The 14,652-nt window shown below is 72.0% G+C and carries 9 protein-coding genes and 2 pseudogenes; 2 read left to right on the forward strand and 9 right to left on the reverse strand.

The window, feature by feature from the left end:
- Window positions 1-12 precede the first annotated feature (12 nt).
- The 6 genes and pseudogenes from ACFXAE_RS23525 to ACFXAE_RS23550 form a co-directional block, all read right to left on the reverse strand.
- Entirely contained in the window at window positions 13-2,298 is a 2,286-nt protein-coding gene (locus ACFXAE_RS23525; protein WP_384718097.1) for a UvrD-helicase domain-containing protein, read from the reverse strand.
- Window positions 2,295-9,146: a DEAD/DEAH box helicase gene (locus ACFXAE_RS23530; protein ID WP_384718099.1), complete on the reverse strand. Its 6,852-nt coding sequence runs from the start codon at window positions 9,144-9,146 to the stop codon at window positions 2,295-2,297. Before ACFXAE_RS23530 ends, ACFXAE_RS23525 begins: the two co-directional genes overlap by 4 nt.
- 84 nt (window positions 9,147-9,230) lie before the next feature.
- Window positions 9,231-9,515, reverse strand: coding sequence for a hypothetical protein (locus tag ACFXAE_RS23535; protein ID WP_384718101.1), 285 nt, complete (start codon window positions 9,513-9,515; stop codon window positions 9,231-9,233).
- A gap of 152 nt (window positions 9,516-9,667) precedes the next feature.
- Window positions 9,668-10,177 (reverse strand): ATP-binding protein, encoded by a 510-nt coding sequence (locus tag ACFXAE_RS23540; RefSeq protein ID WP_384718103.1) that lies wholly within the window; start codon window positions 10,175-10,177, stop codon window positions 9,668-9,670.
- A 113-nt stretch (window positions 10,178-10,290) separates the two neighbouring features.
- Window positions 10,291-10,443, reverse strand: a pseudogene (locus ACFXAE_RS23545) (SAM-dependent methyltransferase); the annotation flags it as partial.
- A gap of 134 nt (window positions 10,444-10,577) precedes the next feature.
- Window positions 10,578-10,826: pseudogene (locus ACFXAE_RS23550) on the reverse strand (transposase family protein); the annotation flags it as partial.
- 290 nt (window positions 10,827-11,116) lie between these two features.
- Here ACFXAE_RS23550 and ACFXAE_RS23555 point away from each other — a divergent pair.
- On the forward strand, window positions 11,117-11,536 hold the full coding sequence (locus ACFXAE_RS23555; RefSeq protein ID WP_384718105.1) for a hypothetical protein: 420 nt from the start codon (window positions 11,117-11,119) through the stop codon (window positions 11,534-11,536).
- A 63-nt stretch (window positions 11,537-11,599) separates the two neighbouring features.
- Here ACFXAE_RS23555 and ACFXAE_RS23560 read toward each other — a convergent pair whose 3' ends face one another.
- Window positions 11,600-11,836: a hypothetical protein gene (locus tag ACFXAE_RS23560; RefSeq protein WP_384718107.1), complete on the reverse strand. Its 237-nt coding sequence runs from the start codon at window positions 11,834-11,836 to the stop codon at window positions 11,600-11,602.
- 77 nt (window positions 11,837-11,913) lie between these two features.
- The gene (locus tag ACFXAE_RS23565) at window positions 11,914-12,744 is read right to left on the reverse strand and encodes an SAM-dependent methyltransferase (protein WP_384718109.1); all 831 of its coding nucleotides are present in this window, start codon (window positions 12,742-12,744) and stop codon (window positions 11,914-11,916) included.
- Between the two features lie 347 nt (window positions 12,745-13,091).
- Between ACFXAE_RS23565 and ACFXAE_RS23570 the strand changes: the two genes are divergently transcribed.
- Window positions 13,092-13,493 (forward strand): DUF6281 family protein, encoded by a 402-nt coding sequence (locus ACFXAE_RS23570; protein ID WP_384718111.1) that lies wholly within the window; start codon window positions 13,092-13,094, stop codon window positions 13,491-13,493.
- 283 nt (window positions 13,494-13,776) lie between these two features.
- On the opposite strand, the gene ACFXAE_RS23575 is transcribed toward ACFXAE_RS23570, so the two are convergent.
- Window positions 13,777-14,565, reverse strand: a complete 789-nt coding sequence (locus ACFXAE_RS23575; RefSeq protein WP_384718113.1) for a hypothetical protein — start codon at window positions 14,563-14,565, stop codon at window positions 13,777-13,779.
- Between the last annotated feature and the right edge of the window lie 87 nt (window positions 14,566-14,652).

The following is a 14,652-nucleotide window of genomic DNA, read 5'->3' on the forward strand; positions in this document are numbered from 1 at the left end:
CCGCGGGCCGGGTCACGCGGCGGCCGGCGGCCGCACCGCGATCAGCTCCTTGAGGAACGGACTCGCCTCCCCGTGCCAGAAGACGTCCAGGCTGTCCCGGGCGCGTGTGGCGGCCACGAACAGCAGGGACCTGGCGCGCTGCATCTCCGTGCGGTAGCGCGCCGGGTCCGTGGTGCGCCGCTGCCGGATGCCGGCGCGCGGCACCAGTCCGTCGGTCACCCCGGCGAGGATCATCCGCCGGTACTCCAGCCCCTTGAACCGGAACATCGTGCCGATGTGGACGCCGCTGTCGCCGAGGGGCCCGTCCGGGCCGATCTCGAGCGCCCGGATGCCGCGCCGGGCAAGCGTGTCCCCGACCTCCCGCGCCATGTCGTTGGTCGGCACGGCGATGGCGATCTGCTCGTGCGGCACCTCCCCCCACGACTCGATCAGCGCGGCGATCGCCTCGCGCTCGTCCGCCCAGTCGGCGAGCCGGTGCAGGTCCGGTACGCCGCCGCTGAGCACGGACCGGTACCCGGCCAGCGTCTCGGCGCTGCCGTCGAGGTCGTCGTACTTCTCGTCGCCGAGGACGTTCAGCGCGGAGCGCAGGATCTGCCGGGTGGTGCGGTAGCTCAGCGACAGCCTCGACGACCGGCCGCGGATGTTGACGCCGAGGCTGCCGAGGGTCACCTGGTTCTTGTAGATGCGCTGGTGGGTGTCACCGACCAGGAAGAGGTCGTTGCGGTCCGGGGCGGTCATTGCGCGCAGCATCTTCCAGTGCGCGGGCCGCAGGTCCTGGGCCTCGTCGACGACGATGTGCCGGTACCGGTAGCGCAGCCAGCCCCCCGAACCGTCGGCCATGTGGACGTTGTCGAGGCCGCCCGCCTCCTCCCGACGGCGTTCGATGTCCTGGATGCGCCGGGCGCGTCCCGCCTCCAGCTGCGCCGCCCGCTCCGCGATCTGGTCCCACGTCTGGACCCCGAGCCGGTCCAGGCGCTGGGCGAACCGCTCGGCGAGCTGCCAGATCTCGGCGCGCTCGGCACGGCTGACCGTGCGTCCGCGTCCCGCGCGGCGGGCCCGGAAGTAGTCCGTGCGGGAGGTCACCGCCTGGCCGAGGATCACCTGCGTCCACTCGTCGTGCAGGAACTCCGCGTCCCAGCCGTCCTCGCCGAGTTCGTCGAGGAGCGAGCGCCATTCACGGACCGCCTGCGCCTCGTCGACGATCCGCTTGCGGTTGCCCGGTTCCGCCTCCCGGACGGTGCGCAGCGCGAGCTGGTCGACGTGGCTGATCTCGACGCGTGACAGCAGCGCCTCGCCGCCCAGGGCGAGCAGCCGCGACCGCAGGTCCGCCGCGAGGTTCTTGTTGTACGTGGTCAGCAGGACCGGCTTGGTCCGGCCGGCCGGGAGCCGCTCCACCAGGTGCTTGACCCGGTGCAGCGCCACGATCGTCTTGCCGGTGCCGGGGCCGCCGCCCACGCGTGCCGGACCGTTGTAGTCCCGCGTGACCAGCTTGGCCTGGGTGGGGTGCAGGAACACCTTCCAGCGCCCGAAGTCCTCGCCCTCCAGCGCCTCGCGCAGCGCGTCGTCGGTCGTGGTGACGATGGTGGCGGGGCGCTCGACGGCGGCCCGGAAGTCCTCGGGGTCCACGGGCTCGGGCACCGCGACGGGGGCGGTGACCTGCTCCAGGACGTCGTCGTACGCCTTGCCGTCGTACAGCGCCAGCAGCACCTCGCCGGTGAGCTGCGGCGCGTACTCGACGAGGCCGAGGAGCTGGTCCTCGGTGGTCAGCGCGGCGACGACCGGTACCAGGGACGCGGCCACACCCAGGTCGGTGAGATCCTGCTCCGACCACTTCGCGAACAGCGGCTTTGGAGCGCCCGGTTCGGCGGGCTCGGCGGAACGGGCGGGTGCGGTGGGCTCGGTGGGTTCGGTGGGTGCGGCGGTCCGCTGGGCCGCGGGGGCCAGCACCTCCTCCTGCACGACCTGGAGGTCCACGTACTCGATGCCACCGGTGACGCGGTTGACCGAGTACGTGAGCCGGTCCAGGTGCGCGTACACGTCCTTGCGGTGCTTGACCGAGACGATCAGCCAGTCGTCGTCGGCCAGCCGCAGCAGCAGCGCGCGGTACTCGTCGTTGACGCGCGCCGAGTGCAGCTTGTCGTGCCCCTGCAACTGCTTGAGGCGCAGGCCCGCGGAGTCGGGGTTCGTCTTGAACTTGTGCTGGAAGTCGTAGATCGCGCCCTTGACCGGGCGGGGGAGCTTGAGGATCTCCCGGTCCGCCTTGTCGAGCAGGCGCAGTGTCACGTTCTTGCCGGTCACGGCTGTTCGTTCCCCCCGTTGTCCGTGGTGGTGTCATCTGACGGGCGATGGCCGATCCGCTCGGCGAGGGCGTCGGCCGTCCAGTCGGCGGCGGTCCGCACCTCCCAGCCGGCCGCGGCGAAGTCGCGGTCCCGGTCGGCGGCCTCCGGGTCGAAGTCCTCGCCCTCCGGTGGGCTCGGGGTGCGGACGACTCCGACGCGTGCGTCCGGCCAGGCCAGTTCGGCCTGCCAGCCGGTGTTCGCGTCGAGCTCGTAGCCGTCCCGGGGCACCGGGACGCCCCGCGCGGCGAGGGTCTCGGCGAGCGCGAGCAGGCCGGGCTCGTCCGGGTCGAGGAGCTCGATGACCCGGTCCCATGCCCTGTCCCGCACGGGCGGGGCGGACACCTCGACGACGGCCGGGGGCGCGGGCGTGCTGTCGGCGGGCGCGGTGCCGGCGAGCGTGACGCGTACGCTCTCCAGCACACCGCCGCCGCCCGTCACCGCCAGCGTCTCCACGGGGAACCCGTCGAGGCGGCCGGTCGTGAGCTGGACGGCGTCCCCGCCGCCGGTGTCCAGGAACTGCAGCAGGTTGGACCAGTACAGCCAGGCCCGCCAGCGGCGCTTGTGCGCCTCCTCCCGGGCGTGGACACCGGGCGCGTCGTCGAGGAGGACGAGGCCGGTCCACGCGGGGGGACGGGCCCGGCCGTCGGCGGCGAACACCAGCGGCAGTTCCGAGCGGTCGGTCACCGAGAACAACTGCACCGGGCCGGGCGCTCCCGCGGGCGTTCCGCCGCGCAGCGCCGCCGTGATCTGCCCGCCCAGCGCGTCCGGCGCGAGCGCGACCGGACGGGTCCCGGCACCCATGAAGCCCGCCAGGGCGGCCTCCGCCCGCCACTGCCAGAGTCTCGCGTCCGGCCGGCGCAGGTACTCCACGAGCTGCACGGCCGGGTTGACCCACACCGTCTCCGCGAGCTCCCCGGGCAGCCCGCCCCGCACGGTGGAGTAATAGCCGCGTGCCTTGCCGCAGGCCTTGTCCCCGTACGGTTCCCACACCGGGTCGGCCGGTCCCGTGCCCCCCTGCCCGGTGTCCCGGACGCGGCGCCGCCAGTCGCTCACGTCGCCGTAGGTGAGCTGGAAGACCCGGAGCCCTTCCGCGCGCAGCCGGGTGCGCTTGTCGGCGTCGTCACCGGCCCGGTTGTGCTCCCGGCCGGCGTGGAACTCGTAGCCGTCCAGGTAGAGCGCCACGCGCGGGCCGGGCGCGTCGAGCCGTTCGAAGAGGACGTCGGGGCGGGTTCCGTCGAGTACCCGCTGCTGGGACACCCGCCAGCTCAGCGTGGTGCCGTCGGCGGCGGTCAGCCGCAGGTCCAGCGCGTGGGTGCCGGCCGGGGTGATGTAGGCGTCGCCGCTGGCACGGCTCTCGGGCAGTGCGGCCCACTCCCGCAGCGTGTCGACGAACAGGACCTCCAGGTCGCTCTCCGCCTGCTGGTGCATCGGGATGTGCTGGGTGGTGGTGACGGGGGAGGTGGCCCAGCGTTCGCCGTCCGCGCCGAGCAGTTCGTCCAGCATCTGCCGGACCTCGTTGCGGCTGACCTTGTCGTAGTCGGCGGGCGGGACGCGGCGCAGCAGGCAGCGGTGGCAGCCGTCGAGCCCCTTCCTCAGGCAGTCGCACTCCTCGATGACCTCGCGGGCCTTCAGCAGGACCTCGCGGAAGCCGTCGGAGGTGGCCAGGCGGTGCAGGTAGCCGGTGCCGCCGGGCAGCCGGTCGTAGACCACGAGGAACCGGCGCGGCCAGTCGCGGTCCTCGCCGTCCGGCATGGACGCGGCGGTGATGTCGATGTGGTCGGGGTCGCCGCCGTAGCGGGCGGCTATGCCCGCGAACAGCGCGGCGGTGAACGAGGCGAGCCGCTCCTTGGCCCGCGCCACGGACGCCGGCAGCAGGATGCGGACGGCCTCCGTGGTCAGCTCGTGCGCCAGCAGCAACGGTACGTCCACTCCGGCGCCCTGGCCCTCCCCGCTGCCGCGCAGCCGCCGGCGCGGGCACCACAGCTGGTGGTGGGCGCTCGCCCGCGTGGAGTGGGCGAGGGACGCGGTGAGCGCGTGCTGCGACTGGTCGACGACCGGCCGTCCGTCGGCCGTCGCGCCGCCGCAACTCGTGCACACGTAGAACGGGTTGAGGCGTACGTCGTCCCCGGCCAGCGGGACCGTGCTGCTGCCGTCCTGCCGGTCGATGCCCAGGTTCAGGGTGCGCACGACGGCCCTGCGGGTGAAGTCGGCGCCGAAGACGGCGGTGTCGTGCCGCCACGATCCGGCCGCCAGGTGCGCGGGGTCGACGTCGACGGTGGTGAGCACCGCGTACCGCCTGCGATCCCGCTCGTCGCGGTCGTCGCGCACCCGGGCGTCGTCCCGCTTGTCCCGGGAGGTCACGCGCCGGGGCGTAAGGACGTGGTGCACGCAGCCCGCGTCGGCGATCTCCCTCGAACCGCACCGCGGGCACGGCGAGGTGTCGTTCTTCGGGTCGCCGTGCGTGCGCGCGTACCCGCAGGCCGGGCAGAGACGCCACACCGACCAGGCGCGCCGCTCCGGGCTGCCGATGTCGAGGGCGCGCACGACGTGCCGGTAGCCGTTGACGTAGAAGCTGTTGCCGGGCGCGAGTTCGGTGAGCGCCAGTTTGCGGGACCGCTCGTAGTCGCGCGTCTCGCTGCGGTACACCCACTCCCGGCGCTCGTCGTCGGCGCCCTCCGGTGCCTCCGGGCCCTCGTCGCCGCCGGCGGACTCCTTCCAGTAGAGGGTGGCCTCCAGGGACGTCGTGGTGTCGGTGAGGCTGTAGTTGGGCAGCAGGCCGAGTTCGACGAGGGAGCCGTGCGCGCCGGTCTGGCTCAACTGGCGCAGCAGTTCACCCGTGGCACGCCGCTCGGCGAGCAACTCGCGCCGCTCGGCGCCCTGTTCACGGTCCTCGGCGAGCAGACCGTCCACCGCGGTGTCGATGGCGGCGATACGGCGGCGCAGCTCCTCGCGGCGCGCCGTCCACTCCTCCTCGGCCTCCGCGAGCGTGCGCGCGATGCCTCCGGTGGCGTAGGCGCGCAGCTCGTCCGCGGCGTGCGCGGACACCCCCCGGTCGTCGTCCGGGCCGCCGTCCGGCGCCTGCGGGAACAGCGCGAGGAACTCCTCCACCAGCCGCGCCCCGTGGGTGAGTGCCGCGTCCGACAGGTCCTGGCACCAGCCGGACGTGCCGAACAGCGCCGACGACAGGCGCGGCACCGGCATCAGCGGTTCGCCGTCCGCCGTGGTGAGTTCGCCGCGCGCCGCCCGGTCCAGCAGGTGCGCGGTGTACTGGCGGCGCAGGATCTCGACGGCCGACAGGTAGCAGCCCGGGGGCACGATGTCACCGGCGATCATCTCGGTCGGGTCGTCCAGGTAGTACCGGTCGCGGGCCCGCCGCCCGCCGAAGGCGACCACCAGCGCGTTGCCGGTCCGGCGCCCGGCGCGCCCGGCGCGCTGCACGTAGTTCGCCGGGCCGCCCGGCAGCGAGCCGAGCAGCACCGCCGACAGGTCGCCGATGTCGATGCCCAGTTCCAGGGTGGGCGTGCAGGACAGCACGTTGGGGTCGGTGTAGTGGGTGCCCTGGCGGAACGTCCGCTCCACGCCCTCCCGTTCGGGCCGGGTCAGCATGCCGGTGTGCTCGGCGGTGACGACCCGGTAGGTGCCGCCGGTCAGATACAGGCGGCGGTAGTAGTCGGCCCGGTAGTCGCGCTCCAGTCTGCCGCCGAAGCCGCCGCTGCCCGACCCGGTCGACGACATTCCGTTCTGCGGAGGGGTGAGGTGGCCGGTGCAGCGCCAGCGCGGGCAGGGGTGCCCGTACCAGCGGGTGCGCCGCTCGGGCGGCAGGACCTGCTGCCAGCCGCACTCCTCGCAGGCCACGAACGCCTTGTTGACCAGGTCGTCCGCCAGCAGCCGCACCTGGATGTGGCCCGGCTGGAGCCCGTACACGCGGGTGGTGCGGTCCTTGGCGGTGCGCGCCGACACCACGCCCACGTCGGCGAGGACGGGCAGCAGCCGACGCAGGTACTCGGTCGCCTGGGCCGCGTCCAGGCCGAGGCAGCGCCGCGTCCAGTCCTGGTACCAGTTGCCCCGCCCGGAGACCGTGTCGAACCTGGTCTTCTCCTTGGGCCCGGCGAGCAGGAACCTCGGCGGTGCCACGTACCCCTCGGGGAAGGCCGGCATCCCTTCCGGCCGCTGCCCGGAGATCAGGTACTGGTTGACGCCGGCTTCCTTGATCCAGGTGTCCAGCCACCGGTGCCGGACGCCGCCGCGCAGCCGCATCCGCTCCAGCAGCCCCCGCACGTACGCCAGGTACCGGTCGGGCGTGGGCAGGCCGCCGTCGAGCCCCAGCTGTCCCGGAAGCGTGAGGTGCAGGTCGCGGGCGAGTGCGACGATCCGGTCCGGTTCGGCGATCACGACCTCCGCGGCCGTGGTCCGGGTCAGCTCCAGGGTGCGCCCGAGCCGCGAACGCAGCCCGAACTCCATCACGGTCGCGAACGCGAGCCGCTCCCCGATGAGTTTCCACGTCCGCGCGTCCCCGGTGCCGCGCCCCGACAGCAGCCGGTCGACGCCCGGTTCGTCGTGGAGGTCCGGCGGGACGACCGCGGCCAGCGTCTGCGGGTCGTCCACGGCGTCCAGGACGTCGCCGATGAGGTCGTTGAGCGGGAGCGGCGCGCCGGAGTCGTCGAGCCGGTGCGCGAGCAGCGAGCGCAGCGAGAACTTGTACGAGGCGTTGGCGACGTATCCGGCGCGGTGCGCCGCGTCCTGCGTGGAGTCGTTGAACAGCAGCGTCTTGCGTTCCTCCGGCGCCAGCGCGATCTCGTGACCGCCGGTGAACAGCTGGGTGACGGTGGCGGAGGCCAGCGCGGCGAGCGCGGTGCCGAGGAACCGGATGCCGTTGTCGGCGTTGCACGCGGGACAGGTGTCGTCCTTGGCGGCCTGGTCGGCGGTCTTCTTGTCCAGCACGGCCCGCGCGAACCAGGCGTCCTGCAGCCCCTCCCCGTCCTCGGCGACGGGCATCCGGTAGGTGCCCTGTGCCCCGTCCAGCACCACCACGGACTGCGGGTCGACACCGCCGGCCTGCTTCGGCGCGGTGCCGGTGAGCGCGGCGAGGGCGTCCCGCGCCTCGGCCGGCGTCGCCGAGATGAAGTACCGCAGCCGCCGCTTGTCACGTCCGACGGAGGCCTGCCAGATCTTCAGCGGCCCGGTCTCCAGCTTCTGCGGATCGGCCTCCGGGGACAGCGCCGCCCAGCCCGACCGGCCGCACACCCGGCAGTAGACCGCCGGCAGGTGCGCCTGGGCCGGCCGCTGCACGGTGTCCGAGCCGGGCAGTGCGTCGGGCCGCCGCGAGTCCGCCGTCGGCCACTCGTCGCTCTCCGACGACTCCTCGGACGCGGACGCCGCGCCGAGCGCGGAGCGCCGGGCGAGGGTCCGCTCGTCCTCGTACCAGCGGAACTCCGGCCGGGCGCCGACCCCGCTCAGTATCCGCCCCACCGGCCGCACCCACAGGTGCGCCTCGACGTGCAGCAGCGGACGCGGCCGGCGCTCGTCGGACTCGGGGTCCCGCGCGGACGACAGCAGCGCCACGAACCGCGACAACGCCTCCAGCGCGAGCCGGGGGTTCTCCCGCGCGGTGCGCGCCCACGCGTACCCGAAGCGGGCCATGCGGTCCCGCAGTCCCCACTCGTCGAGCGGATCGCCGTTCAGCAGCGCGAGCACCCCGTGGGTGAAGTCGTGCTTCTTCAGCAGCCGCCCGATCCGGAAGGCGTCCAGGCCGCGCCGCCCGAGCAGCCGCTCGGCGAGTCCGTCCAGGTCGAGCCGGTCCGGGTCGGACTCGACGCCCGGCCCGCCGGAGACGTCGATGACCTCCTTGGGGTCGGGCGGCTCGGGCAGTTCGTAGTCGATGTCGCCGGTGAAGTCGTCGGCGCTCAGCCGCTCCTCACCGATCACCGCGTCCGGCCCGAACGGCACGCCGAACACCTGCTCGGCGACGGCGAGGATGCCGCTGCCGTCGCCGCCGCCCTCGCCGAGGGTCGCCGAGGTCGCCACCGGGCATATCGACCCGAGCGGCCGCTCCGGCTTCGAGGCGCCCACGGCGGACGCCAGCCGCCGCAGCAGCATCGCCACGTCCGTGCCCTGCGCGCCGTCGTAGGTGTGGAACTCGTCCAGCACCACGTACGCCGGGTCCGCGCCCTCCCACAGCGGCCGGTCCTCGGCCCGCTGGAGCAGCAGGTCCAGCATCTTGTAGTTGGTGATCAGCACGTCCGGCGGCGCCTGGCGCATCTCCTCGCGCCGCGTCATCACCCGACGGAAGTCCGTGTCCGGTTTGTCGCCGATGTAGAGACCCGCCGTCACCTGCGCCAGCTCCGGCTGCGCCAGGTAGTCGCCGACGCGGCCGGCCTGGTCGGTGGCGAGCGCGTTCATCGGGTACAGCAGGACGGCCTTCACCCCGCGCCGGCCCAGCGCCTTCTGCCGCCGGCAGTGGTCGAGTACGGGGATCAGGAACGACTCGGTCTTGCCGGACCCGGTGCCGGTCGTCACGAGCGTCGGCTCGGCCGCCCCCCGGTACGTGCTCAGCCGCTCCCACGCCTTCGCCTGGTGCCGCCACGGCGTGAACGCCGGCTGCCACTCCAGCGCCGCCCGCCACCCGTCGCCGGCGGGGTGGAACGGCGTCCTGATCCGCAGGTACGGCCCCCGGAAGATCCCCGTCTCCGGATCCCCGAGGAACCGCTCCAGCGCGAGCCGCGTGTCCTCGTCGGCGAGCGCGTACGTCGTCGTGAGGTACTGCGTCAGACTGCCGCGCAACTGCGCGGCGGCCAGGGTGGGCTTCACGAGGACCTTTCGGGCAGGACGGGCACCGCGACCGCCGGGCACGCGGCGTCCGTGGCGGCGGCGCCGGTGCCGTGACGATCAGCGTCAAAAGTACCGCCCACCTCGGACAAGGGCACCCACCTGGTCGGATCCCGGACTTCCACGAAACGGGCCGAAGGTGCAAATGTGGCAGATGGTGTGGAGGGCGCTGCACCCATGCGTCCGGGTCCCGACCGAGCCCCGTCCGGCGGTCAGGTCCAGTCTCTCCAACTGCGGCAGGACCGTACGGGCGTCGGAGACCAGATCGTGCCAGATCTCCTCGCGGCCGCTCAGGTGGATCAGGAACCCGGCCAGGTTCTCGACGTGCAGTTCGAGGAGGCGGCCAGGCATGGGACGAGACCTATCGGGTCGGTGATCGCGGTGCGGCGGATCGGGCCGGACGCGTGGCCCGCGCCGCTGTGTTCGCCTTCTGTTCGTGCGCGGCTCGAAGGGTGGCGAGAGTACGGTCCGGTGCGAGGCGTCGTCCCGGCATGTCGAGCAGATTAGGCCAGGTCACTGACAACGCACCCGAGGTTCGCGGTGGTCGGCGCGGTGCTCACCGTCGCCCACACGGTCTTGCCGGGGCCGCCGCGGCGGTCGGTGACGCCCCAGTCGTCGGCGAGGGCGGCGACGAGGAGGAGGCCGCGGCCGGACTCGGACTCGGTGTCGGGGTCTGTGGGGGTGGTGACGGTGGGCCGGCGTTCCGTGCGGGTGTCGGAGACCTCCACGCGCAGCCGCCCGCCGTCCGCCTCGGCGGTCAGCCGGACATGGAAGTCCCGGCCGGGGACGCGTCCGTGCTGGACGGCGTTGGCGCACAGTTCGGCGGTGATCAGCGACAGCGTCTCGTTGACATGACCGGTGTGGGGGTGGCCCCAGGAGTCCAGGCAGTGCGCGACGAACAGCCGGGCCAGGCGGGCCCCTCGCGGGGTCGAGGTGAAGGCCATCGCGAACTCGGTGGAGGGCATGGGGAGGAGGGAGAGCAGCCGGGGCCGCTGCGGGGAAGGACTGTGCATGTCGTCAGAGTGACGGCCGCGACGGGCGTGTCACCAGCAGCGACGCCTGTACGGAGGGGTGCTGTACGCGGGTTCGGAGGCGGGCCCGTCCCGGCGGGAGGGACCGTCCGTGGTCAGGTGCGGCGGACGGCCCAGACGGTGCGCTCGGTGCGTACCGTCAGGTCGTCGCGGCGCAGGACGCTGTGCGGGCCGCCGGTGCCGAGGAGCCGGTCGAGCGCGGTGAGGTCCTCGGGGGAGAGCCTGTCGGCGATGACGCTGCGGAGCCGAGGATCTCCGCCTGGCCGGCCGTCGCGTTCTCGGGTGGTGACCGTGCGGAGCGCCGGGGCGGGAAGTGTGGGTGTGTGCGTGGTTCACGCTCCTCCCGCCGGCCGCTGTCGAACGCGAAGCCGAGGGCCAGAAGGACCCGACGGGGCGCGTCCGCGGTCCATTCGGCGATCGTGGTCAGGGATCCTGTACGAGCCGGGACGCTCGCTGCGGCGGCCGTCACGATGGCCGTCAGCGGGAACCGCCGGCCACGGCGGTCGCGCGGATCCGGCAGGCCCGCGAGGAAGTGGGCGAGGCACACCGCGTCGGGCAGCGGCCGCGGTGACGGAGCACGAGCCAGTTGCCCCAGGCCCGACGGCACAGGAGAAGACGAGACAGCAGACACGGTCTTCGGCCGTGGTCATGTGAACTCGACACTCACATGATCAACGAGGCCGCGCCTGTACCTGCATCCGGGTCCTCACAACGCGACTGACAACCCATCACCGGACAACCTCACCCGACCTGCGACCTCGCAAAGTCCCTGGAGACGGACCCGGCCAACGCACAGCCCGAACTCCTGTTGGATTCTCCGCATATTACCTTGATGCTCGCCTGCGTGCCGGTACGGTGGCACTACTGGCGTCCTGAAGGTTACAGATGGCTTCGCTCATGAGTTCCCGCACAATTCCCGTCATGATTGACTTTCACGGATTCTGCCTGCAAGACGCGGACGATTCGTGGATTCCGTCACTTTTCCCGCGCGATTTCGATGCGGGTATATTTCTCTCCTCGAAAGTCGGGCGTCTCGACATCGGAAGTGCCGGACATACCCATACAGCCGAAGTAACCGTCGAAGTGTGGGATTCACAGCCTCTCCAGCCGGCGGGAGAATGGGACGAGACGGGTATGGCGAGCATCATCTGCAAATCAGGACTTCTTAAGGCTTGGGCTGTTGCTGGCGGCCCTATGCCTGACGCAATAGAGCTGCCGGAGGCCGGGAAGGAATGGGCCGTCAGAGTGGCGTGCTCTGGCCGCTCCGAGGTTGCGCGCTTGTCGCGCGAGTCCGTACCTCAAGCCGTAGAGAAGTACCTGATGCAGTTCTGGCTTAAATAGTCAAAGACTCCGGGGGCGATGTTCTGCGTCGCCCCCCGGAGTCTTCATTTATCTCGCGGCTGACTACCCGACAATCTTCACGAGGAAACCGTCGTTCGTGCCGTCGATGATTCGGTTGAGTGTGTAGTACTGCCCCAGAAGACTTTCAGCGTTTCCGTTCTCTACTCCATTCAAGGCCATTACGCTGAAGTTCTTCGTCGGTGCTTCCAGGTCGTATTCAGGGAGGGCGCTTCCTCCATACACCCCGGGGTCGCGTTCGACACCGTGGGCGTGGCGACGGCCGGGGTGCACGGCTACCACGCCACGGAGAATCCCGGACTCTCAGCCGTCACCCATGCCGTCTTCCCTGCCTACGCCGGTGAGATCCCGTCGGGGCATCATGCCTTCCGGGCCAGTCCGGCGACGATGAGGCGTTCCCAGACGGTGAGCTCCCGTTGCTCGCCGCCCGCGCTCCACGGGTTGTCGGCCGTGTCGGGACGCCACAGGGGCGCGGGGACGATTCCGGGGTCGAGGATCTCCAGGCCGTCCAGCAGGGAGGCGATCTCCTCGTCGGTGCGCCACCGGCCGCGGCCGAAGGTCTGCTGGAGGACCCGCTCGGCCTCCGCGGTCTCCGGGTTGTCGCCGGAACGGAAGTGGCTGACGAAGAAGTGGCTCCCGGAGGGCACGTGGTCGCGCCAGTGGCGGACGATCCCGGCCGGGTCCTCCTCGTCGTTGACGTGGTGGAGGATGGCGCTGAGGACGACGGCGACGGGGCGGTCGAAGTCGATCAGTTCCAGGGTGTCCGGGTGGGTGCGGACGCCCTCGGGGTCGCGTACGTCGGCCCGGACGACCCGGGTCCGGTCGTTCTGCTCCAGCAGCGCACAGCCGTGGACCAGCACCTGGGGGTCGTTGTCGACGTACACGATCCGGGACTCCGGGGCGTGCCGCTGCGCGACCTGGTGGACGTTGTCGGCGGTCGGCAGACCACTGCCCAGGTCGATGAACTGCCGTACGCCGGTGGTCGTCACGATCTGCGCGACCGCCCGCGTCAGGGCCGCGCGGTTGGCGAAGGCGATGGCCACCGAACCGGGGAGGTCCCGGAAGAACACGTCGCCGACCTCCCGGTCGACGGCGTAGTTGTCCTTGCCGCCGAGCAGGTAGTCGTAGACGCGGGCGATGCTGGGCCTGGTGGAGTCGATGGAGGAGCCTTCAACCGTCATGACGGACATCCTCCACCGTGCCGCCGCCCGCCCACCGGCGTTCCGGAATCCCGGGCGGACGGATCCACCGGTGAACGCGGACAAGGCCGACGTCCGGTCCCGCACCCGTGACCACGACTTCACCGACCAGGTGACCAGTGGCTGTTCGAACGTCCACGGCGTCCGCTCCGTCGGTACTCATGAGGCCGGGCACCCCTTCGGGCCGAAGGACGTCCACGGGTCGTACGGCGACCTGACGACGTACGGCGGTTCGATCGGGTGCCCGACAAGGGCAAGGACCCCGGGCAGGGGCGATGTCCTCGGCCTCTGCGGCATCCATCGATCCGGGGCCCGAGGCCCCGGGAGGAGGTGTTCAGGTGAGAACCGTGACGTCGGCCGGGCGGAACGCCCTCGCGCGGGTACTGGCGGCGGCGGTGACCGTCGTGGTGTCCGCCGGATGCGCGTCGTCGGGCGACGGCGGGTCCGAGGCGTCCTGCGCGTTCCGGGTCGAGTACGACGAGCGCGTGTACGTGGACGTGGCCCATGCCGAATTCGAGATCGGCAGGAAGCTGGGGCCGGCCGTCCTGCCGCCGTGCGACGACTCGCCGGGCGACGGAGGCGGCCGGGCGTCACCGGACTCGGTGACCGCCTACGCGATCGAAGGAGTGGACCCCGGTGTCGCCATCGCGGTGGACGACGCACCCGACGACGTCCTCTTCGTCGTCGACTCCGGCGACGGACTTCCTCCCGAGGCCAAGAAGTTGATCAAGGCTTCCTGAGGCCCGGGTGACGGGTCGCGCACGCCACGCCTCGGTGACATCCGCGACCCGCGCGAAGCGGACGGCCGGTCGCGCGGGCGTGCCTTCGGGTGGGTGACCGCGGCCGTACGGCCTGCTGCCGCGGCGGGCGGACGCCGTTCGGCACGGGGTGAGGGCTTTCGGGTGACAACGCCGTCCGTTCCGGCGAACCCGGGCCCGACGGCCGTCACGACGACGGGGACGGGTCCGAACCGGCCTCCTCGAGAGCGCACTCGGGCGGTCGGGGGGAAAACTGAGCCGTCGGTCAGCTGCCCTGGTAGATCGTGGTGCACAGCAGCGTGGCGCCGTCGTCCACCAGAGCGGCCCAGTAGCGCGTCTGATCGTCTGCCACCCGGCGGCAGTTGTTCGCGTCGGCGCCCGCCGGGGCGCGGTAGACGCCCGTGATGTGCATGATCTGGTTGTACGGGACGGGTACCGGCTCGCGTCGGCAGGCCACGGCCGTCATCAGCGCGAGGGAGACCGAGTCGCCGGACTGCCGGCCGAGGATGCAGTAGCCGGCGTGGTAGACGCGGGAGAGGCAGAGCTTCGTGGTGTCGCCGGTGGTGGTGGACCGGTAGCTCCAGTACGACTTCCCGTAGCCGGTGGGGCAGTCCGTGTTGACGGCGGTCACCTGGACCTGCGCCTGCTCGCCGGCGCAGGACACGGGGTCCGGCGGAGCGCCGGCGCTCCAGTCGACGCTGGTGGTGCCCCCGCGGCCGGTGTCGTGGACCGGCAGGCAGTCGCCGGCCGAGACGGCTTCGAACGCCGCTTCGGTGGGATCCGGAGCGGGAGTGGGTGTGGGTGTCGACGGCTCGGGGTCCGGCTCGTCGGCGCTCCCCTCACCGTTGTCGGAGTCATCGGGGATGCGGTCGTTCGGCGAAGACGTGTACGGGGTTGGGCTGGAACCGGAGGGGGGCGAGTCGGCCAACAAGTCCTTCAGTTCCCCCGGGCTGCCCACGCCCAGCCAGGCCAGGATCGACAGCAAGGATGCGATCCCGCCGAGCAGTGCCCATGACTTGGCAGCGGAATGGTCACCGGATGCGGCTGCCACCATGCCCTCCCCCGCTGAGGCTCAGGCGATGTTAACCATTCCGGCACCGCTGGGAGTCGAACTCCCTTTATCTCGAATCTGTCGGCCCTC

The sequence above is a fragment of the Streptomyces sp. NPDC059454 genome (assembly GCF_042749965.1).
GTDB lineage: Bacteria > Actinomycetota > Actinomycetes > Streptomycetales > Streptomycetaceae > Streptomyces.

Coding starts and splice junctions, on each gene's coding strand:
- ACFXAE_RS23540 (WP_384718103.1), bottom strand. CDS start 10,177: ATGCACAGTCCTTCCCCGCAGCGGCCCCGGCTGCTCTCCCTCCTCCCC.
- ACFXAE_RS23565 (WP_384718109.1), bottom strand. CDS start 12,744: ATGTCCGTCATGACGGTTGAAGGCTCCTCCATCGACTCCACCAGGCCC.
- ACFXAE_RS23575 (WP_384718113.1), bottom strand. CDS start 14,565: ATGGTGGCAGCCGCATCCGGTGACCATTCCGCTGCCAAGTCATGGGCA.
- ACFXAE_RS23535 (WP_384718101.1), bottom strand. CDS start 9,515: ATGCCTGGCCGCCTCCTCGAACTGCACGTCGAGAACCTGGCCGGGTTC.
- ACFXAE_RS23555 (WP_384718105.1), top strand. CDS start 11,117: ATGATTGACTTTCACGGATTCTGCCTGCAAGACGCGGACGATTCGTGG.